The 21,113-nt window shown below is 38.3% G+C and carries 17 protein-coding genes; 8 read left to right on the top strand and 9 right to left on the bottom strand.

The window, feature by feature from the left end:
- Window positions 1-724: 724 nt before the first annotated feature.
- Together hflX and asnA are read left to right on the top strand one after the other, a co-directional pair.
- Complete coding sequence (gene hflX / locus HX062_RS04800) at window positions 725-1,966, top strand: GTPase HflX (RefSeq protein WP_286466595.1); 1,242 nt, start codon at window positions 725-727, stop codon at window positions 1,964-1,966.
- A 258-nt stretch (window positions 1,967-2,224) separates the two neighbouring features.
- On the top strand, window positions 2,225-3,226 hold the full coding sequence (gene asnA, locus HX062_RS04795; protein ID WP_286466594.1) for an aspartate--ammonia ligase: 1,002 nt from the start codon (window positions 2,225-2,227) through the stop codon (window positions 3,224-3,226).
- 48 nt (window positions 3,227-3,274) lie between these two features.
- On the opposite strand, the gene HX062_RS04790 is transcribed toward asnA, so the two are convergent.
- The 6 genes from HX062_RS04790 to HX062_RS04765 form a co-directional block, all read right to left on the bottom strand.
- Window positions 3,275-4,120 carry a DUF3078 domain-containing protein gene (locus HX062_RS04790; RefSeq protein ID WP_182625986.1) on the bottom strand — a complete coding sequence of 282 codons (846 nt, stop codon included), beginning with the start codon at window positions 4,118-4,120 and terminating at the stop codon, window positions 3,275-3,277.
- Window positions 4,121-4,176: 56 nt separating this feature from the next.
- Window positions 4,177-4,692, bottom strand: coding sequence for a DUF2480 family protein (locus HX062_RS04785; RefSeq protein ID WP_182625987.1), 516 nt, complete (start codon window positions 4,690-4,692; stop codon window positions 4,177-4,179).
- Window position 4,693: 1 nt separating this feature from the next.
- Window positions 4,694-5,014 carry an iron-sulfur cluster assembly protein gene (locus HX062_RS04780; protein WP_182625988.1) on the bottom strand — a complete coding sequence of 107 codons (321 nt, stop codon included), beginning with the start codon at window positions 5,012-5,014 and terminating at the stop codon, window positions 4,694-4,696.
- 27 nt (window positions 5,015-5,041) lie between these two features.
- A complete protein-coding gene (locus tag HX062_RS04775; protein WP_182625989.1) occupies window positions 5,042-5,458 on the bottom strand; it encodes a SufE family protein in 417 nt (138 codons plus the stop codon).
- Window positions 5,459-5,480: 22 nt separating this feature from the next.
- Window positions 5,481-6,695 carry an aminotransferase class V-fold PLP-dependent enzyme gene (locus HX062_RS04770; RefSeq protein WP_286466593.1) on the bottom strand — a complete coding sequence of 405 codons (1,215 nt, stop codon included), beginning with the start codon at window positions 6,693-6,695 and terminating at the stop codon, window positions 5,481-5,483.
- Window positions 6,696-7,208: 513 nt separating this feature from the next.
- Complete coding sequence (locus tag HX062_RS04765) at window positions 7,209-8,006, bottom strand: M48 family metallopeptidase (RefSeq protein ID WP_182625991.1); 798 nt, start codon at window positions 8,004-8,006, stop codon at window positions 7,209-7,211.
- A 277-nt stretch (window positions 8,007-8,283) separates the two neighbouring features.
- Between HX062_RS04765 and HX062_RS04760 the strand changes: the two genes are divergently transcribed.
- The 6 genes from HX062_RS04760 (at window position 8,284) to HX062_RS04735 (ending at window position 15,128) form a co-directional block, all read left to right on the top strand.
- Complete coding sequence (locus HX062_RS04760) at window positions 8,284-9,150, top strand: heme/hemin ABC transporter substrate-binding protein (RefSeq protein ID WP_182625992.1); 867 nt, start codon at window positions 8,284-8,286, stop codon at window positions 9,148-9,150.
- Window positions 9,151-9,160: 10 nt separating this feature from the next.
- Window positions 9,161-10,192 carry a FecCD family ABC transporter permease gene (locus HX062_RS04755; RefSeq protein WP_182625993.1) on the top strand — a complete coding sequence of 344 codons (1,032 nt, stop codon included), beginning with the start codon at window positions 9,161-9,163 and terminating at the stop codon, window positions 10,190-10,192.
- A gap of 1 nt (window position 10,193) precedes the next feature.
- Window positions 10,194-10,970 carry a heme ABC transporter ATP-binding protein gene (locus HX062_RS04750; RefSeq protein ID WP_182625994.1) on the top strand — a complete coding sequence of 259 codons (777 nt, stop codon included), beginning with the start codon at window positions 10,194-10,196 and terminating at the stop codon, window positions 10,968-10,970.
- A gap of 13 nt (window positions 10,971-10,983) precedes the next feature.
- Window positions 10,984-12,024 carry a hemin-degrading factor gene (locus HX062_RS04745; protein WP_182625995.1) on the top strand — a complete coding sequence of 347 codons (1,041 nt, stop codon included), beginning with the start codon at window positions 10,984-10,986 and terminating at the stop codon, window positions 12,022-12,024.
- A gap of 403 nt (window positions 12,025-12,427) precedes the next feature.
- Window positions 12,428-13,405: a ribonucleotide-diphosphate reductase subunit beta gene (locus tag HX062_RS04740; protein ID WP_182625996.1), complete on the top strand. Its 978-nt coding sequence runs from the start codon at window positions 12,428-12,430 to the stop codon at window positions 13,403-13,405.
- Between the two features lie 28 nt (window positions 13,406-13,433).
- Window positions 13,434-15,128, top strand: coding sequence for a ribonucleoside-diphosphate reductase subunit alpha (locus HX062_RS04735; protein ID WP_182625997.1), 1,695 nt, complete (start codon window positions 13,434-13,436; stop codon window positions 15,126-15,128).
- Between the two features lie 489 nt (window positions 15,129-15,617).
- Here HX062_RS04735 and HX062_RS04730 read toward each other — a convergent pair whose 3' ends face one another.
- From HX062_RS04730 to HX062_RS04720, 3 genes are read right to left on the bottom strand one after another with little or no spacing between them, the layout of a single operon-like run.
- Complete coding sequence (locus tag HX062_RS04730; protein ID WP_286466592.1) at window positions 15,618-16,034, bottom strand: hypothetical protein; 417 nt, start codon at window positions 16,032-16,034, stop codon at window positions 15,618-15,620.
- A gap of 47 nt (window positions 16,035-16,081) precedes the next feature.
- Entirely contained in the window at window positions 16,082-16,414 is a 333-nt protein-coding gene (locus tag HX062_RS04725) for a hypothetical protein (RefSeq protein WP_286466591.1), read from the bottom strand.
- On the bottom strand, window positions 16,414-21,048 hold the full coding sequence (locus tag HX062_RS04720) for a DUF6531 domain-containing protein (protein WP_286466590.1): 4,635 nt from the start codon (window positions 21,046-21,048) through the stop codon (window positions 16,414-16,416). Before HX062_RS04720 ends, HX062_RS04725 begins: the two co-directional genes overlap by 1 nt.
- Window positions 21,049-21,113: the final 65 nt, after the last annotated feature.

Raw genomic sequence — 21,113 nt, 5'->3', positions numbered from 1 at the left:
TCAGTAAACCTAGTGTTAAATATATTTTTCTCATATACGATTTAATTTTTTACAAAGAATTGAACCAACTGTGTGAATTTTCACACAGTTGGTGGTTTTATTACTAATTAAGTTACAGCAACTGATCCTCATATATTACAATGTAACAGCTACTTATCTACAAGTTTTGAGATCGTGTATCTTCAGGTTTGTCTTGCCCTGATTGGGCAGCTGTCCAATATTTTTAACTAACAAACTGCTCATCCTACTCATTCAACTACAGCTTACTCCTTCACTTTATCTTTAGAACGGTTTATACAAGTAGAAAACCAATCTCCGCCAGAAAAGTTTCAACTGACATTTCTTTCTGCCTTCAAATCCCCTAGCCCATCGATAAAAGAGCTATTCAGTTGTTTGTGGAACGCGCCAATATACAAAAATAACTAGCTTATTTTTACGTTGTCTGCCAACCCAACAAAGCAGTAAAAAGCAAAAGTGTCTATCCACTTTTATATGCTCTGTCCATTTTCAACTTAGTAACATCAAACATATGATTTTTTTTTAAATAATTATTAACATTTTGAAAATAAAAAATTACATTAAAGTTCGTTAATTAACTATTATATAAATAAAATAAAGCAAATACACTCAATTATTAAACAATACAAAGAATTCACAAACACACACCCAAAAAACATTCAAGCCATTTTTTTTTACTAATTTTGTTACCATAGACAATATATATATGATTGAAAGAGAAGAAATAAATTTTGAAAGATCTGTCATTGTTGGTATTATCAATAGAGATCAGGATGAGGCGAAGTTAAATGAGTACTTGGATGAACTTGAGTTCTTAACGATTACGGCGGGTGGTGAAGTACACAAGCGCTTTAGTCAAAAATTAGATCAGCCGAATCCAAAGACCTTCTTGGGAACGGGAAAGATGGAGGAAATCAAGCATTATATTGTTGAACACGACATTCACACCGTAATATTTGACGATGAGTTATCGCCAGCGCAACAAAAGAATATCTCTAGGTTATTGGATTGTAAAGTTTTAGACCGCACGAATTTAATCTTGGATATTTTTGCTCAACGCGCTCAAACGTCTTATGCGAGAACACAAGTAGAACTCGCCCAGTTTCAGTACTTACTTCCTCGTTTAGCGGGAATGTGGACCCACTTAGAAAGACAGCGTGGGGGGATTGGAATGCGTGGACCTGGAGAAACAGAAATTGAGACTGATAGACGAATTGTTCGCGACAGAATCACCTTATTGCGAGAAAAATTAAAAGTAATTGACAAGCAAATGGCTTCTCAACGCAGCAATCGCGGAGCTATGGTTCGCGTTGCCCTAGTAGGGTACACCAATGTGGGAAAATCCACCTTAATGAATGCCATTGGAAAAAGTGAAGTCTTTGTAGAAAATAAATTATTTGCCACTTTAGATACAACTGTTCGCAAAATCGTAATTGGCAATTTACCTTTCCTTCTGTCTGATACTGTAGGATTTATACGCAAATTACCTACGCAATTAGTGGAGTCATTTAAAAGTACGTTGGACGAAGTACGCGAAGCTGATTTACTTTTGCACGTCGTCGATATTTCACATCACGACTTTGAAGATCACATTGCTTCGGTCAACGAGATATTGAAAGACATTAAAAGTGATGATAAGCCGACCATCATGGTATTCAACAAAATTGACGCCTATCACCCAGAAGTGATTGCTGAAGATGATTTGATGACGGAACGTACGTCGCGTCACTATAGCATTGACGAGTGGAAAAAAACGTGGATGAGTAAAGTAGGTCCTGACCATGCAATTTTTATCTCTGCTACAAACAAGGAAAACTTCGAGGAGTTTAGAAAGACGGTATACGAAGCGGTACGTCACATCCACGTGACGCGATTCCCATACAACAATTTCTTATACCCTGATTTTGACCATTTAATCGAAAACGAAGAAAAAAACGAAGACGAATAAATTTAACTTTTATTTGAGGGTATCTTCAAGATAAAAAATAGTATCTTTATTCTTTAGTTAATCAAACGCCAATTTATAATGCTTATCACACATTTAATCAATACTAATTTCTCTTCAAATTTGAATCGCATCTGCTATTCGAAGGGGAATTTCTATGGATCAAGGATAAGCTAATTCTTATATTATTTATTCAACGTTTCAAGGCTCCTCATTCGAGGGGCCTTTTTTTATTTATTAATTTTAATACCAGGTACATTTATGCGTAAAGACGACATTTTACAGACCGAAAAATCCATTGCTTTAATTAAACAAACCTTTGCTACAAACCTAAGTGAAAACTTGAATTTGTATCCGATCTCTTCTCCCATGCTTGTCAGTGAAGGCACGGGAATCAATGACGACCTAAATGGCGTAGAAAAAGCAGTTTCATTTCCTGTAAAATTCTTATCGAATAATGCCGTAATTGTACACTCTCTCGCCAAATGGAAGCGAATTCGCTTACAAGCCTTAGTCTTGCCGCTATACGAAGGAATATTGACGGATATGCGTGCGATTCGCGCGGAGGAAGACTATAGTCCGATTCATTCTATCTATGTCGATCAATGGGATTGGGAGCTGAGAATTGCGGCTTCAAACCGCTGTTTAAGTTATTTAAAAACGGTAGTTCGCACTGTGTACCAGGCCATCAAGGACACAGAAACTACGCTTTGGCAACAGGTAGAAATAGAGCCGATTCTTCCGACTCATCTTGCGTTTATACAGGCAGAGCAACTCTTACAGCTTTATCCTACCCTCACTCCTAAAGAGCGAGAACAAGCGATAACAAAAGAACACAAAGCTGTATTTATAATAGGCGTGGGACATCCGCTGTCTGATGGACAAGCACACGACAGTAGAGCCTCCGACTATGACGATTGGAGTACGCCTACGGAGGACGGATACCGCGGTTTAAACGGCGATCTATTAGTTTGGCACCCTGTACTAGAGCAAGCGATAGAACTGAGCTCTATGGGCATACGCGTCGATCAAGCAACCTTACAACACCAACTGGAGCTCACCCAAACCACTAACCGAACAAAGTTGTTGTACCATCAACTTGTGCTTAACGACCAGCTGCCTTTGAGCATTGGCGGTGGCATTGGACAATCACGCCTGTGTATGTTCTTGTTGAGAAAAAGACATATTGGCGAAGTGCAGGTCAGTCTATGGCCAGAAGAAGTAAGAAAACAAGCGGAACAGCAAAACCTGCAGCTGTTGTAATAAAAAAAGCTCGAGCAATGCTCGAGCTTTTTTATGCTGTATACTTAATTAAAAAGTATAATTTACTCCTAAACCAACCATTTCACGTAATTGGAAACCTTGGTATGCTTTGTCATCATAAATCGCTTGGAAAGTCAAGTTTGTAGATAAGTACTTGTTCACTTTCAACACCACGTTTAATTGATAATCTAACACCACATTTTGCGGTTTGTCTAAATAGTTAGAGTACAAGTTTAAAATGTTCTCAATCGAAACATTTTCCATTGGATTAAACTTGTAGTACCCATTTACTGCCATACCCAGTTGATACTCCATTGTTTTACCTTGTTCAACCCCAAAAGCATCACCGAATTCAGTAAAATGCTTATGAACCATAATAAAACGAGAAGTTGCTGGCGCGATGTTCACTTTTAAGTTGTCATCTTGTTTCCACAATAAACCAGGTCCAATTTGTAAATAAGCTGGAGACATAAAGTGTGTATTTTTATTCCCGTCTTTATCCCATCCAGAATCCATCTGTGTTTTAAAGTTCATGAATAATGAGTAATACCACTTGTCTGTCATTTGTTTACCAAGTAAAGAGGTAATTTCTAAACGGTCATCCGTTTTCTTTTCTTTTTCCCCTTTCAATTTGGTTAAACCATAACTTACTTGAAATTTGTTATCCCAAGTCCAATCGTCTTGTTTGTAATTCAAATCGTAATTCAAGTTCACGTTTCCAGCAAGGTTATTATCCCCTCCTGCTTGCCAATTTGAAAAACTCGACTGATTTGCGATTAGGGCAAAATTCCCTTTAGAAGTCCATTTTTTTTGAACTTCCGTTCCTTCAGCTTCCTGAGCTTGTGCGGAATACAACATAAACACAGCAGCAATGCTAAGCAAAATTTTTCTCATAATACTGTTATTTTAACACGAAAATAACAATAAAGGTTGAAAAAGACAAAAATAAATTACTTTTTTGCTAAACGTTTGTAAACTGGAACTGCAGAACAAGCCTCACCGAACATGACGGAACGAGCCGTATTCATCATTAACTGAGTAACTAAGACATAAGCTTCGTCGGGAATTTCCTTCTTTGAGCAGCCCTTAATAATTACAGGTAAATCCTGGTATTGACTGTAGTCAATCGAAAATAGTAACTCCTGATAAATCGACTGTTCTAAATGGTGTTTATCTCCTAAGAAGATACGGGTCGCAAAAGGTTGTAAATAACTAGTTAACAACATATAAGCCCATCCAGGTAAGATAGCATCTGTCGAACAAAACAAACCGACATAAGCATCTTGATAACGACTCCAATCTACTTCTTTTAACGCCGCTCTAAAGTCTTTTTCTCTTAACACTAAGCCTTCGTACAACCATTGAGTAATGTCGATTTCCATCCTTGGATTTTCGGGATATAAATCCTCCAAATCGAAAACTACTAGTGCGCTATTGGCAACTTTATTTACAATTTCTCCTTCCATATTATAGCAATCCCAACTCTAATTGTGCTTCTTCACTCATCAAATCTTTAGACCAAGTAGGTTCAAATGTCAATTCCACCTCCACGTTATTCACCTGGTCGATAGACTTCACTTTTTCTTCTACTTCCATTGGCAAGGTCTCAGCTACAGGGCAGTTAGGCGAAGTTAAAGTCATTAAAATCTTCACGTCATTTGTTTCATTGACAAATACGTCGTAAATCAATCCCAATTCATAAATATCAACTGGAATTTCTGGATCGTAAATTGTTTTCAACATTTTAACAATATTCTCTCCTAATTGTTGTACGTCTATTTCTTCCATACTAAAACTCTTTCTTTTAATTAAAAATTACTTGGCTTGAAACGCCAAAGCGTACATGCGAATTTGTTTGATCATAGAAACCAATCCATTTGCGCGTGTGGGTGATAAATGTTCTTTCAATCCAATTTCGTCAATAAAAGACAAATCGGCTTCTACGATGTCTTTTGGATGTTGATTGGAAAAAACACGAATTAAAATAGCAATAATTCCCTTGGTAAGAATGGCATCACTATTGGCTGTAAATACAATATTACCTTCTATATTTTCAGCGTGCAGCCACACTTGGGATTGACAACCTTTGATTAAGTTTTCCTCTACTTGGTATTGTGCATCGATAATCGGAAGTGTTTTTCCTAATTCAATGATATACTCATAGCGTTGCATCCAATCCTCAAACATAGAGAATTCATCTATTATCTCTTCTTGTGCTTCTCTTATCGTCATATTTTTCTTATTTCAATTTGCTTTATGACAGCATTTGCTTGGCTTTTTTAACGGCTTCCACCAAGATGTCAATTTCTTCTTTTGTATTGTAAAAACTAAATGAAGCTCTAATGGTACCCGGGATACCAAAGAAATCCATTATAGGTTGCGTACAGTGATGTCCTGTTCGCACGGCAACGCCAAGTTTATCGACAATTACCCCTACATCATAAGGGTGTAAACCCTCTAGATTAAAGGAAATAACTGAAGTTTTATCAGCTGCAGTCCCCACGATGTAAAGGCCTTCAATTTCGAGTAAGCGTTGTGTTCCATACTTCAACAACTCATGTTCATAGGCTTGAATATTGTCAAAACCTAAGTTGTTCAAGTAATCAAGTGCATGACCCAGAACGATACCGCCTGCGATGTTAGGTGTTCCCGCTTCGAATTTATGAGGCAAACACGCATAGGTCGTTTTTTCGAAGGTCACCGTTTTGATCATTTCCCCACCGCCTTGATAAGGAGGCAATTTGTTCAACCACGCTTCTTTACCATACAAAACTCCAGTTCCTGTTGGCCCACAGATCTTATGTCCAGAAAAAACGTAAAAATCACAATCGAGCTGTTGTACATCGGGTTTAATATGCGGTGTTGCTTGAGCTCCATCAATTAAAACTGCGGCCCCGACAGCATGTGCTTTGGCAATCATCTCCTTAATCGGGTTGATTGTTCCCAAGGCATTCGATATATGCGTAATAGCCAATACTTTCGTATTGGGGCTTAACAAGGCGTCAAATTCTTCCTGAATCAATTCGCCTTTTTTGTTCATTGGAATGACCTTGAGCGTAGCGCCAGAACGCTCGCAAGCGAACTGCCAAGGCACGATATTCGAATGGTGTTCCATCGCAGAAATCAAAACTTCATCGCCCTCCTTTAACAAAGCACCGAAGCCATGAGCCACTAAGTTGATGCCAAATGTCGTTCCTGGTGTAAAAATAATTTCTCGATCTTCTTTGGCATTGAGGTGTTGTTGCACTTTTTTTCTCGATTCTTCGTATGCATCAGTAGCCAATTGACTCAACGTATGAACACCGCGGTGAATATTCGCATTAATCGTCTCGTAATAGTTTTTGATTGCTTCTTCAACCACTTTGGGTTTTTGAGCTGTAGCAGCATTATCAAAATACACCAAAGGCTTTCCATTTACTTGTTGTTGCAAGATTGGAAAATCATCTCTAACTGCTTTTATATCGAACATAATCTGTCTTTTTTAATCAAAATTATAGACAAAGATAGTGAATCCCATTTGTTTGCAGAAAACAATCTATTCGCAATACAATACTGCATTTATTAAAAAATAGCTGTATTATTTACTAAAACACCCTATACCTTTTACTTCTAAAAGAGGAAAAGTAGAAACTCTACGGCTAAATACCTTAAATGCAACACCTAAGGATTTTAGCTTTTAATTTAATATTTAGCTTTTTCTTCACAAAAGATAGCGTCCTCTTCCCCTTGTCTATCGCTTTTTCACCTCGTATACTTTAAACAAATTCGCCTAGTTTTTATAGGACATGCGTCCATAGTGAGTCCATTATAAGTCCATAGTGCGTCTATTAAAATGGCCTTTTTTAATAGACGCACTATGGAGGCAGAACGCTTGTATTATGTAGTCAACCTACAGTTATTCCGTTTAAGACTAATCGTAAAGCCAAAAAAAAAAAGAGTGCCCTTATGGAGCACTCTTTTTTACTTTCTTATGCAGAAAAGACTATTTTTTTGCGTCTTTTTTAATTTTTTCTTCTACGCGTTTTACGCGTTTTTCACTGTCTGGGTGACTAGCTGAAATTTTAGCTCCTAATGATTTGTCTGCTCCGTATTCTTTTTCCATGTCAGCGAATTTTTGGAATCCATCAGCCAAAGCTTGTGGATCTTTCCCATTCGCCACTAAAAACTTGTACGAATAATCATCTGAATCCGTTTCTTGTTTACGCGAGAAAGAAGCTCCCATCAATTTTTCTGACATCCCTCCTAAATCCGAATTCATCAGGTCTGCCACAGTTCCTTTAGTAGAACCTACATACTTTGTTGCTGCTTCTGCTAATAAAATTTGCTTATAGGCATTTTTGGTGTGCTCTAATTTCACGTGTCCGATCTCATGGCCGATTATCGCTAATAATTCGTCATCTGTCATGATGTCCATCAAGGAAGAGAATACACGGATACTTCCATCAGCACAAGCAAAGGCATTGATATCCGTTACATAATACACTTTGTAGTTTAAATTTAAGCCATCGTAGTTCTTATATGGCCCAAAAATACGCTCTAATCGCTCAGCATACTCACGCATGTCTTTTTGCTTAGAATTTAGCTCGCAAATCGGATTGTTTTCATCCATCCACTTGATTGCTTCTTGTGCCGATTGCTTAATTTCAGCATCTGATACAGTAAATGCAGAAACCGCAGTTGTAATAGCGTCGATTTTTTTTCCGCTTAATTTACCTAATTGCGCTTGAGCCGTTGTCATTCCCATAAATGCTACGGCTGCTGTAAATAAAATTTTTTTCATAGTTACTTTTTTAATACAGCAAATATACTGCAAAAAAGCAATTCATTTCGCCTGAATTTTTGTCAGAATGACAAAAGCACGCCTCATATATTCTGCTCTTTTTCAATCTCCCTTTAACCGTTGCACTTTTTGTCAATTTGTATTTCGATTTTTTTAACATATCCTCAGGCTACCACGACTTTAGCTATAATTTAAAATTAATCTTAATATATTTTGTTTGAGTGTAAAAAACCCTATTTTTGCCTCTATTCAGATTTAATTAAAATAAGAATCCGGTATGAAAAGAACTGCCCTTGTAGTCCTAGTCGCGTTATCAGTAATCGCGTGTAAAAACAGCAAAGAAGAGAAAGCTGTAGAAACAACTAACACAGAAGTAACAACTTCGAACGAACGTATTGTTTCCTTAAACGGGGCCATTACAGAAACTTTAGTTGATTTAGGTCAACGCAATAATATCGTGGGAATCGATGTTACAAGTACCTATCCAACAGATATGAATACAACAGCAACACAATTAGAGCACGTAAATAAAATCAATATTGAGGCTCTTCTAGCGTTGAAACCAACAATTGTATACATTGCGAAGAAAGATTTAAACGAAAATTTGAAGAAGCAGTTAGAAGATGCTAACATCAAAATAGTGGTGATTGATCAGGTGTATTCAGTTGAAGGAACGAAAGCCTTAATCAAAGACATCGCTACGAGTTTAAATCTTACTGATTACGAAGGCCTAGTAGCTAAAATTGATCAAGAACAAGCACAAGTAAAAACCTTAGAAAACAAACCTAAAGTTCTTTTCATCTATGCAAGAGGTGCGGCTAACTTATTTGTAGCAGGAGATAAAACACCAATGCAAAGCATTATTGAATTAGCAGGAGGACAAAATGCAGTAACTGGATTCGAAGATTTCAAACCACTTACTCCGGAAGCTTTATTAAACAGCAACCCTGATTACATCTTGATGTTTGACACAGGATTACAAAGTATGGGTGGAGTAGAAGGCGTGTTAAAAATCGAAGGATTAGACCGTACAAATGCAGGTAAAAACAAGAAAATCATCGCAATGGATGGCTTGTTGTTAACTGGCTTTACACCGCGTATTGGTCAAGCTGTTACCCAATTAAATCAACAGTTATCAGAATAAGGAAACGAATATGCAGAAAAGACTCTCTTTTTATATAGTCACTTTAAGCATTGTCTTATTGGGAATTGCTGTTGTGTCTATTTTTTTAGGAGTGTATAACTTTGAGGATAGTAGTCTAAACACCATTATAAATTTACTTTTTCATCCTGAAAAGGTAAATCCGAGCGATCAATATGTCATAACACATGTACGATTGCCTCGAATTATCATGGCTATTTTAGCAGGGGGTGGTTTAGCCTTATCAGGAACAGCGTTGCAAGGAATGTTTAAGAATCCTTTAGCGTCTCCTGATTTGATTGGAATCACCTCTGGATCCGTTTTATTTGCTTCCATAACCATAGTATTAGGCGCTTTTATTAAACCCTTCATCCCTGAGGTTCTTCACTATTCGCTTTTGAGTATCATGAGCTTTTTTGGAGCGATCTTAACGATGAGTTTTGTGTACAAAATGTCCACTGTTGGCGGTAAAACCAATATCAGTATTCTCTTGTTATCAGGGGTTGCCATCACCGCTTTATCGGGTTCGATTACTGGTTTGTTGACCTTTATTTCAAACGATGAAGAGTTGAGAAACCTAACGTTCTGGACTTTAGGTAGTTTAGCTGGTGCCACTTGGACCAAAATAGGGATTTTAACCGTCGTAATTGGCGTATCTCTATTTTATTTACTAAATTTAGGTAAAGCACTAAATGCCATGATGTTAGGCGAAAGAGACGCCAATCATTTGGGCATAACAGTTGAGCGTATTAAAAAGAGAATTATCTTATTTTCTGCGCTAATGGTCGGGACGATTGTTGCCTTTACGGGAACGATTGGGTTTGTTGGCTTGGTAGTACCGTATATTTTGCGTTTAATATTCAAGTCCAACTACTATTTTATCCTGCCCTTATCCATACTAGCTGGTGGTATTTTATTACTCCTGGCAGATGGGGTTAGTCGAACGTTAGTTCCCCCGACGGAGGTTCCCATAGGAATCTTAACCGCTATCATGGGAGCTCCCGTTTTTATCGCCATTTTAATTAAATTCAAAAAATCACTGTAACATGATTGAAGCACTAAAAGTTAGTTTTAAAGCAAAAGATACTTTCCTTATTAACAACATCGATTTTAGTTGTAATAACGGGGAGTTTATTGCTGTACTAGGGCCTAATGGTGCAGGTAAATCAACTTTTTTGAGCCTACTTGCCGATGAATTACACCAACCGGGCAATCGCATCTTATTAAAGGAGTGCGAGTATCCTAAATGGTGTAAAAAAACATTGCCGAAACACAAAGCTAAATTCTCTCAATCATTCAATACCGACATTCCATTACAAGTTGAAGATGTAGTCATGATGGGACGCTATCCTTATTTTGAGCATACGCCTTCAGAAGAAGACAAGAAAGCCATTCAACACAGCATGGAGTGTATTGATGTATGCCCGCTTCAACACCGGGAATACAACCATCTTTCAGGGGGTGAAAAACAACGCGTCCACTTGGCTCGTGTGTTGTCTCAACTCAACAATTCTATAGAGAACAAATTGTTGTTTTTAGATGAACCTCTCAATAACTTAGATGTCTTACATCAGCACAAAATTCTTGATCTTATTAAAGATTTTACCAAACAAGGCAATACTGCCATTGTTGTCATCCACGATTTGAATATTGCAGCGCAATATGCTGATCGCATCCTTTTACTCAACAAAGGAGAAAAAGTATTGTATGATACTCCGGAAAAAGTGTTGACACAAGAGACCATTTCTCAGGTGTATAAATTTCCGTGTATCGTAACTAAAAACCCAGTTAATAATGCTCCATTAATCATATTTGGAGTTTAAAACTAATATCATAATGAATACCGAAATAGCAACATTAAAAGACCGTTGGGCAAAGTTAAAGGAAGAAAATCCACGTTTGCGCATTCGCAATGCAGCGGCAGAATTAAACACAAGTGAGATGGAATTACTTGCTACTACTTTAGGAGAAACAGCAACGTTGTTGCGTCCTGAGATGGTGGCAATCCTAAGTGAAATTGAATCCTTAGGCAAAGTAATGGCCTTAACGCGTAATGACGAATGTGTACACGAGCGCAAAGGGGTGTACAGCAATCCTGATTTCTCAAATCCACATGCAGGTTTATTCGTTAATCCTGACATTGATTTGCGCATCTTTTTATCTCACTGGAAATACGTTTTTGCCGTGGTAGAAGAAACGGGTAATGTTGTGCGTAAAAGCTTGCAGTTCTTTGGCAAAGATGGAGAAGCAATCCACAAAATTTACCTGACAAGCATTAGCAATGCCGCAGCATTTGACGCTTTAGTTGAAAAGTATAAAGAAGACGTTCAAGAATTTACAGGTAAAACAGAACCCTATATTCAAAACCTAGATGAAAGACTAGACGAAGAAGTTGATGTTGAAGGATTTAGACAAGAATGGGAAAGTTTAAAAGACACGCATAACTTCTTCAGTTTGCTTAAAAAATACAATGTTACGCGCACACAAGCTTTGCGCTTAGCACCGAGTGAGTTTTATGCTAAACCTATTGCAAAAGAGGCTATAATTACGTTATTAGAACAAGCGGCAGCAGAAAAGACTCCTATCATGGCTTTCGTTGGTAACCGAGGAAATATTCAAATCCACACAGGTGAAATCAACAAAACGATGTGGCACCAGAATTGGTATAACATTTTGGATCCTGATTTCAACATGCACTTGGATATGGACAAAGTAGCACAGACGTGGATTGTGCGAAAACCAACAGAAGACGGTATCGTAACTGCAGTAGAAGTATTCAATGAAATGGGTGAAATCATCATCCAATTCTTCGGAAAAAGAAAACCAGGTATTCCGGAATTAGAAACGTGGAGAACAATTGTTTCTCAGTTAAACTAAACCAAAAATAGTCCAAAAAGAGCATCCATCTCACCGATCGATGCTCTTTTTATTTGCCACATTCTTTCATCTAATTTGGGAAATGCCACCAAAAAAAAGTTTGATTTCTCAACAATTTATATCAAAATAAACAAACCTTTATCGTCTCAATCCGCGACGAATCTAGGTAAATACGGCCTTAAAAAAGTTATTAACAATATTTGATAACTTAATCTAAAATAAAGTTGACATCATAGGTTCTAAATAGTAACTTAGCATTATTGAGTTTTACCGATATCCTTATCTCTAAGGAAGTAAAAGCAAGCGAGTTAAGCAAAAACCGAGTGACATTTCTAGCTGAAACATCCCGTGTTTACTGCCATTACCAAACGCACATCTGTTATTAATTTAAAAATATATTGCTATGTCTATTTTTGATAAAAGAGTTAACTATAAACCATTCGAATACCCAGGGATTTACCAGTTCACGGAAGCGATCAACAAATCATTTTGGGTACATAGTGAAGTAGATTTCACGGCAGATACACAAGATTTCCATTCGCATTTGTCGAAAGAAGAGCAATTGGCGATCAAGCACAGTTTGTTGGCTATTGCACAAATTGAAGTAGCGGTAAAAACATTTTGGGGAAATTTATTTCAACACTTCCCAAAACCGGAGTTTAATGGTTTAGGTGCTACGTTTGCTGAATGTGAATTTAGACATTCGGAAGCCTATTCTCGCTTATTAGACGTATTGGGATATAACGATGAGTTTGAAGCCTTGTTGACTATTCCAGTAATCAGAGAGCGCGTGGAGTATTTGTCATCGGTATTAGAGAATTCAAATAACAGTACGGATCGCAAAAAATACGTCGTATCGCTTATCTTGTTTTCATTATTAATTGAAAACGTATCTTTGTTCAGTCAGTTTGCCATCATCTTGTCGTTTACGCGATTCAAAGGTTTGATGAAAAACGTGAGCAATATCATCGCATGGACCTCAGTTGACGAACAAATTCACGCCAATGCGGGAATCTATATCATCAACATCATACGCGAAGAGTACCCTGACTTTTTTGATGAAGAATTAATTAATCACGTAAATGATGTGGTACGCACATCAATTGATATCGAAGCGAAAATCTTAGATTGGATTTTCGAAACAGGCGCGATTGAAACGGTAAATAAACATGACTTATTGAACTTTATGAAATTTAGAGTAGATGAGAGCATGTTGAAAATTGGCTTGAAGAAAGTGTACAATATTACACAGGAACAATATAAACCGATGGCTTGGTTTGAGGAAGAAGTATTCGCTAATAGTTTAGACGATTTCTTCGCCAAAAGACCCGTAGATTATACGAAGCACGACAAGAGTATAACCGCTGAAGATTTATTCTAATAACCCCTTATAATTGCACAAAAAAACTATGAACAATTTCGCATTACCACTAGAAGTAAAAGAAAATGATAACCTACAAGAAAAACTGTGGTGGAAAAACTCCGAAAGTGAGCAAATTCTAAACAGAGGTTATTTATTGAAAGGAGAAACGGTTGAAGGAGCTATTGACCGTATTACGACGGCAGCTGCAAAGCGCTTATTTAAACCAGAATTAAAAGAATCTTTTCAAGAGATGATTGAACGTGGGTGGATGAGTTTAAGTTCACCAATTTGGGCAAATATGGGAACAGAACGCGGCTTGCCGATTTCGTGTTTCAACGTAAATATTCCGGATAGCATTGAAGGAATTACGCACAAATTAGGGGAAGTGATTATGCAAACCAAAATCGGTGGAGGTACTTCAGGTTATTTTGGAGGCTTACGCGAAAGAGGAAGTGCGGTTACAGATAATGGTAAAAGTAGTGGGGCGGTAAGCTTTATGAAGCTTTTTGATACGGCTATGGACACCATCTCACAAGGGGGCGTAAGACGCGGTGCATTTGCGGCTTATTTGGATATTGATCACCCTGACTGTGATGAGTTTTTAAACATTAAAAATATCGGAAATCCAATTCAAAACTTATTCTACGGCGTGAGTATTCCTGACTATTGGATGAAAGAAATGATTGACGGAGACAAGGAAAAAAGACAATTATGGGCAAAAGTACTGGAAAGCAGACAGCAAAAAGGAATGCCGTACTTGTTCTTCTCTGACAACGTAAATAGCAACAAACCACAAGTGTACAAAGATTTAAACATGCGTATTAACGCAAGTAACCTTTGTTCTGAAATTATGTTGCCCTCTTCTGATGATGAATCGTTTATCTGTTGTTTATCGTCAATGAACTTAGAGCTATACGACGAGTGGAAAGATACGGAAGCGGTTAAATTAGCGATCTTCTTTTTGGACGCTGTATTACAGGAATTCATCGAAAAAACGGAAGGAAACTATTACTTAGCTTCTGCTAATCGCTTTGCGAAAAGACACAGAGCTTTAGGTTTAGGTGTGTTAGGATGGCATTCTTACCTACAAAAAAACATGATTCCTTTTGAAGGTTTAGAGGCTAAGATGTTGACAAACAAAATCTTTGAAGACATCAGTGCTAAAGCAGATAAAGCGTCTCAAGAATTAGCGCGCATCTACGGAGAACCTGAAATTTTAAAAGGATACGGTAGAAGAAATACGACGACAATGGCGATCGCACCTACAACGTCTTCTTCTGCTATTTTAGGACAAACATCTCCTGGAATTGAACCGTTCAGCAGTAACTATTACAAAGCGGGCTTATCGAAAGGAAACTTCATGCGCAAAAACAAATACCTAACGGCTTTATTAGAGTCGAAAGGAATGGACAATGAAGAAACGTGGAGAAATATCATGCTTTCTGGAGGAAGTGTTCAACAATTAGAAGGCTTAACAGAAGAAGAAAAAGCGGTATTCAAAACATTCAAAGAAATCAGCCAATTGGAAATTATTCAACAAGCTGCGATCAGACAAAAATACGTGGATCAAGCACAAAGTTTGAACTTAAACATTCCGTCTTCTCTTCCAATTAAAGACGTAAACCGCTTAATGATTGAAGCATGGGAATTAGGAGTAAAAACGCTATACTACCAAAGAAGTCAAAGTGTTTCTAAAGAAATGGTGACTAACTTAGTAAACTGTAGCAGTTGTGAATCTTAATCTACACCTACAATAAAAAAAAGCCTCAAGAGTATTCCTTTTGAGGCTTTTTTCATGTGTATCTTTAGGACGGATCGGTCCTCTACTTCCACTTCAATCCAATCGGTTTGTTTTTTACTTAAGATTCTTCATCACGAATTAGCCCCCACTACAACATCTTCTTTTTACACGATCGGTACAAACCTCATCTGACGCTTATTTTAAGCGTTATAAAGGATTTTTTCTGTAATTATATCCTGTGAACTGTTTTGTGTTAATTAAGCGCTTATTTTCGCTAAAATCAACGTTAAAGGTCTAGAAAGCAAAAACCTCAGCGATTTGCTTTTGTTTAACTCTTGGATTCACCGCAATTTACTTGAACTTACATCGACACTTCTTAAAGTGATACTACCTCAACCTTTGATATAGGTTGAATTGCGTTGAAAAGCTAAAGTTAATTACACCATTTGCCCTCTTCTCTGATGCCAAGCTCTTTACTACAAGACTATTTTACTCAGTATAATCATCTTCCTCCTCTTTCTCATATACCCTACATCTTTGAAAGACTAATCCAGATACAACCAATTCAAGATACCAGTTGTCTACTTCATTAAAAAATCGCAATTGAATCCAATTTCCTTCTAGTTGCTGTACCTTTACTTGACAAATCTTTTTGGTATTATTAGTCCAATTAAAGGTGTTTACTGCTTTGATAAAACTATCGCTCAATTCAATTTCGACTGTATCATAGTCCATGAGCCACCTTCCCCATTTTTCAACCGCTATTGCAGGCTTTATGGAGGTACGGATGCGCAAAGTATAATACGATAAATTAGTTGAAAAAGAGACGACAGCTAATTCTTGTAGTCCCTCTGGGTATAACTGCTTAAAGTAATAATTGCGCATAATAATTTCTATAATATTCATGGCACATTCCGATAAACAAATAAGCACTTCAATCTCATATTCCTCAATTACAGCCAGCGCTTCATCGGTGACTTGGAAAAGAAAACATCATAAATATTCGCATCAAGTATTTTCTTTTCCATTAATGCTTTCATAATTTCATCAGAAATCATTAAATCTTCAGCGCATCCCGTATGTTCACCTAACACTCGAATACTATTTTCAATGAGTTGATTTTTACTCACTTTGGACAGGGATTTATCCTCCCAAACTTGCACAATCAATTTCTTGATTTTCATCTTTTCCATTCTATTTTCCTCTTCATCAAAAAAGCGTTCACTTTTCATAAAATCTGCCCACTCTTTCTCTATGCGATATAGCGTTTTTTTATAGTTTTCCATTAGTTTCTATTTCTATTATAACCAACAATTCGATATGATTCTCTTGGAATTTTTCCAGATATTAAAACTTCTTGATCTTTTTGAGCATATTTCCATGCTGGTTTTAGCAAATCTTTACCTGTAGATGGATCAACTCCATTAGATACATCTATAAACCTCGAATTTCCTAACAAATCAGTATTGATCTCAATAATTGTACTAGTATGCATTTTTCCTCTCCATGGCTTAGGATCAGCGTATCGTTTAGCTGTTTTTAAACTTTTTGTTGTAGATATAAACTGTGTTTCCCAAGAACCATTATCTATATGTTGTTGTATAGTGGCAGTACCATTTACTTTATCTGGATAAACATCTTGTCTATTACGTACAAAAGGCTCCTGCTTGTCATTTAAAGCCCTATATACAAGGATTAATCCAAAAACATCCAACCAAATCGTTGGATCCGGTACATACCCATACAACGTTGGGTTTCCACCAGCAAGGCCAATAGGATCCTGGCTGATGTAATTACCTACGCTCGGATCATAGTATCGAAAGCGGTTATAGGCTAAACCCGTCTCTATATCTTGGAGCTGTCCAGGATAAAGGTAGTTACAAAATCCGGCATCCCCAACAGTCATACGCGCATTTCCAAAGCTATCGAGTTCGCGTTCCCAGACCTTATCTCCCGTGTCTGTATAGGCGCGGATTGGTGTTCCCAAATGATCACTCACCAAGCTGTATCGCTTGTTGCCTTTGATCTTTGCCATAGGCGTAAAGCTATCTTCCTCAAACACCCAAGTAATGATATCGTTAGCTGTAGTTACTCTAGCATCGAAAGTTTTGTACTCATGCAAGATGACATTCCCTTGCCACACATAATGGGTCGTCGCACTTTTATAGCGCTTGCTCACCCGTCTACCCAAAGCATCGTACTTAAAGATTACGGCTTCTCCATCTGGTCGTACCACTTGGCTCAACATACCTGCACCATTCCAGGCATACGTCCACTTTTTACCTGTTAGCTTCTCTATCTTTTCAATGAGATATCCTGCTTTATCATACGTATACCTTGCCGTTTTCGTTTCAATTAAGCGATTTTTAGTATATATTCGATCCTTACATCCCAACTGTTGATATAGATTTCCACTGGCATCCACTCCGCGCTCTTCTTTTTCATTCCCCTCATAAACAACCTGTTGTAAAAATCCTCTTGGATCGCGTTTGTACTGGGTTAATTTCTGTCCTTGGTCCATAAATTGACGTAGCATACCTCCTTCTTCCCAGACGTACTGTCGGTAAAAATGAGGAACTCTAACGCCGTTTTTTTGTTGTTTATTGACGCCTAAGGTTAGCAATTGCCCCATTGAATCGTATGACCACGCTTGCTGTATGCCTCCTGTGTAGGCTCTGGTTACTTCCATACCGAAAGCATCATAGGTTTGTGTAACACGCCAATCGTTGAATTCGCTTTCAATACAATTGCTCCACGCGTCAAACTGATACTCCAATTTGGCCCCTAAACTACTGCTTACCCCTATGCGACGTCCATAAATATCATAGGTATTTTCAATCTGATGCCCGTTAAAATACTCCTTAATTACCTGACCCTCTCTGTTATAGCTTAGATCTAAAACACCCGTTTCATTGATCGCTTGGCGTAAAGCACCAAATTCATAGACAAAGGTTTCACTTGTTGCATCGCTGTAAGTCACCTGTATGACACGTCCCATTTCATCGTGTTCATAGGTTTTCCAGCGATTCACACTTCGTTCTTCCGTGATCCAACCCACTGCATTGCGCTTGTACTGCTTCTCTAATCCATCAAATCCTCGCTCGCGAATGACCTGCCCCACGGCATCCAATTCAAAGTGATACCGTTGTCCTTCTTCATTTTGAATACTGCGCAGTCGTTCATTTGAATCGTAGTAGTAACGAACACATTGACCGGCCTCACTTTTGCTAATCAGCTTGTGCATGCCCTTATACTGATAGTAAATGTTGCGATGGTGATCTTCAAAGTGAATCACATTGTCCAAGGCGTCGTATTGCAACTGAATGACATTGCCATCTAATTCATAAACCACTAAGGTCCTTCCTAAGTAATCTAATACTCGTTTTCGCAATCCACCTTTTGGATCCATACTATGGGTACAGCGATTCCACAAATCGTATTGATATTGCGTTCTTTCTCCTGTAGTACTAACCATGGCTACCACGTTGTACTGCTCGTCGTATTCAAGCATCATACGAACTCCTAACCCATTGCTAATTACCGAAAGTAGTCCGTCTTTGTTATAGGAAAAATTGGTTTTTGCCCCTAGTGGATGGCATTTTTGGCGAAGTCGTCCTCCAGCATCATAAGTAAACCTCCACTTTCCACCACGGGAATCAATCACTTCAGTTGGCAAATAAGGAAAATCCGCATCCTCGTACATCAGTTGGGTAAATTGTCCATCGGGTTCAATCAACTGCACCAAATTGCCCAGCTGATCGCGAATTTGGTTTTGCACATGACCCAAAGGGTCCATGCTACGCTCTAACTCATTGTATTTGTTGAAGAATTTCTTCCACACTGCACCCTTGGGATCAATCGTCTCGTACACCACGTGATTTCGATGCTTGTAAATCGTCTTATTCCCTTCGCCATCAACAACATGGGTTTCCCCTTGATAGTAGGTTAAGATCATGTGATGAATACCGCCATCTCCCCAAGATTCCGTGCAACGAGCCCCTGTATTTTTTCCCTCGTATTTAAAAAACCACCGGTGTCCATTGCGCCAAATTTCTTCTACAAGTAGGTGATTTTTGTACTTCATTTGTAGAGGTTGGCGGATCTCGTCATAATGCACAATCAGATTGCCTTGGGTGTCATAAACATATTCACTAATACACACTTCTGCCATACCTAGTTCGGGTGCATCTGTCCACACCTTGGTCAATCGTCCTTGTGTATCACTTTCGATTCGATACCCTCGACCCACTGAATCTAAGATATGGGTCAATGTACCATAGGAATCATAGGAAAATCGAATGGCAAACCCTTCTCTAGTACAAATCGAACTTAGTAAATGGGCCTCTTGTTTAGCGGCTAGGGAAGTTGTCTGAAACAGATACATTTCTCCCGTTTGCTTTTGAATGTAGTAATACCCATCTGGGTGAAAACACAGCCAATTTTTTTCAGAACGATGATAGCGCGCCGTTGGAAATTCCCGAGTCGGAATATGATCAAAGTTAATCAGGCGACCATCCCCTACCCTCACTTGTGCACGTCGATAGTCTTGGTTGACAAACAAAGCCCAATCGTAGCTGTGGTGCCAACCATGACCCAAGGGACCACAGTAATCACTATCGCTATACCAAACGCGCCTAAAAGACAAGGGAATCAATCCTGTAAATGAAAAATCAAGATTATCCGTGAATAGATCACCTCCTGCTACGTCAATAGGATGTCCGACATAGGTTTTTATACGCTTGTCAACTTTGTTGTATACGCCTTGGGTGTACTTGTGTTTAAACAGCTTTTTATTCACTTTATTTAACGCGCGCGAGAAGCTGCTACAAGGTTTTCCGTTGTCTTGGTTTTTTGCTACTTGTTTTGCGCGTTTAAGCTTTAATTTATTAAATCCAGCACGCAAGAGAAATCTAGGGGCTTGCAGTGGATTAATAGGTGAAGGAACGGGATTAGTCAAGACAAGACGAGTTAAGGGAATTGGAATGATAATCCCTGTTGGCACGTATAGTTTTGCTTTTACTCCATTTTCGGGATCAGCAGGGCCGCTGGCATCGTGAATAGAAGTCATTCCAATATCGGAACACGCATTTTGTAGATGGGCAATAGAGCCTACTAAGGGAGCATTATCCGCCAAAACAAACATACTCCCAAGCCAGGAATGCCCTTTATTTTTCATGATGGTTTTTTCCGCAACGGGATGAAATCCTCCACCCGCAGGTGCATGTTGAAAACAACGTATACTAGTGCCAGCAACTGTTCGCGGCAAAACATGCCCCACTTTTACCGTTGCTCCAAGACGCAATATAAACATACGGGCAAAACTGCTAACCGTACCAACTACATCATTAGTCACCTCCGCATCCTTTTCCGATATCAAGTCTTGGTCCACCAAATAATCTGTTCCCTTTTTAAAAGCATCAACACCCAGTACACATACCTTCATAGCTGCTAAAGCAAGAAAGTCTTTGGCGTTAAAAGATAGCCCCATAAAGGGGTGTGGAAGGGGAACTGGCGCTGGGGAGGGTGGAATCTTCACCATGTGAATGTCAATCAAATTCAACACAGGATCCAATTGTTTAGACACTGGTAAACAACCGATACCCTTGGCAAAATTAGTGGCTTGAAGCAGGGGTAACATCACCCCCTCACTCATGTTATTAGCAAATGTAAGTACCGTAGTAAAGGCCGATAATGCTCCATTGGAGATATTTACAATCGCTTCTACAATCATTTGTTCCTGGTTTAGACTTGTATCGGTTACAATATTGTGATGCCTATCGTATATAGCGGTAAAAGTCCCTTTATAATTCTGGAATATAGCGTCAAATGTCTGCTCGTAAATAGATTTTTCTTCCTTTTGTAGAAGACGCTCTTCCGACAGATTTTCATTAGATAAATTGCTTACTTTTTTTTCCTTCATCGTGCATACTCTCTTAGTGATCAAAATTTTTACAACTTTTTTTCTCTACGCTCTTTATACCCCTC

Source organism: Myroides sp. DF42-4-2 (assembly GCF_030326445.1).
Classification (GTDB): Bacteria; Bacteroidota; Bacteroidia; order Flavobacteriales; family Flavobacteriaceae; genus Flavobacterium.
Note: the sequence above shows the minus strand (reverse complement) of the source record. Positions and strands in the feature narration are given on the sequence as shown.

Coding starts and splice junctions, on each gene's coding strand:
- HX062_RS04765 (WP_182625991.1), bottom strand. CDS start 8,006: ATGAAAAAAATTTTATTTACAGCAGCCGTAGCATTTATGGGAATGACA.
- hflX (WP_286466595.1), top strand. CDS start 725: ATGATTGAAAGAGAAGAAATAAATTTTGAAAGATCTGTCATTGTTGGT.
- HX062_RS04740 (WP_182625996.1), top strand. CDS start 12,428: ATGTCTATTTTTGATAAAAGAGTTAACTATAAACCATTCGAATACCCA.
- HX062_RS04755 (WP_182625993.1), top strand. CDS start 9,161: ATGCAGAAAAGACTCTCTTTTTATATAGTCACTTTAAGCATTGTCTTA.
- HX062_RS04760 (WP_182625992.1), top strand. CDS start 8,284: ATGAAAAGAACTGCCCTTGTAGTCCTAGTCGCGTTATCAGTAATCGCG.
- HX062_RS04730 (WP_286466592.1), bottom strand. CDS start 16,034: ATGAATATTATAGAAATTATTATGCGCAATTATTACTTTAAGCAGTTA.
- HX062_RS04780 (WP_182625988.1), bottom strand. CDS start 5,014: ATGGAAGAAATAGACGTACAACAATTAGGAGAGAATATTGTTAAAATG.
- HX062_RS04720 (WP_286466590.1), bottom strand. CDS start 21,048: ATGAAGGAAAAAAAAGTAAGCAATTTATCTAATGAAAATCTGTCGGAA.
- HX062_RS04770 (WP_286466593.1), bottom strand. CDS start 6,695: ATGTTCGATATAAAAGCAGTTAGAGATGATTTTCCAATCTTGCAACAA.
- HX062_RS04785 (WP_182625987.1), bottom strand. CDS start 4,692: ATGGAAGGAGAAATTGTAAATAAAGTTGCCAATAGCGCACTAGTAGTT.
- HX062_RS04735 (WP_182625997.1), top strand. CDS start 13,434: ATGAACAATTTCGCATTACCACTAGAAGTAAAAGAAAATGATAACCTA.
- HX062_RS04775 (WP_182625989.1), bottom strand. CDS start 5,458: ATGACGATAAGAGAAGCACAAGAAGAGATAATAGATGAATTCTCTATG.
- HX062_RS04790 (WP_182625986.1), bottom strand. CDS start 4,120: ATGAGAAAAATTTTGCTTAGCATTGCTGCTGTGTTTATGTTGTATTCC.
- HX062_RS04725 (WP_286466591.1), bottom strand. CDS start 16,414: ATGGAAAACTATAAAAAAACGCTATATCGCATAGAGAAAGAGTGGGCA.
- asnA (WP_286466594.1), top strand. CDS start 2,225: ATGCGTAAAGACGACATTTTACAGACCGAAAAATCCATTGCTTTAATT.
- HX062_RS04745 (WP_182625995.1), top strand. CDS start 10,984: ATGAATACCGAAATAGCAACATTAAAAGACCGTTGGGCAAAGTTAAAG.
- HX062_RS04750 (WP_182625994.1), top strand. CDS start 10,194: ATGATTGAAGCACTAAAAGTTAGTTTTAAAGCAAAAGATACTTTCCTT.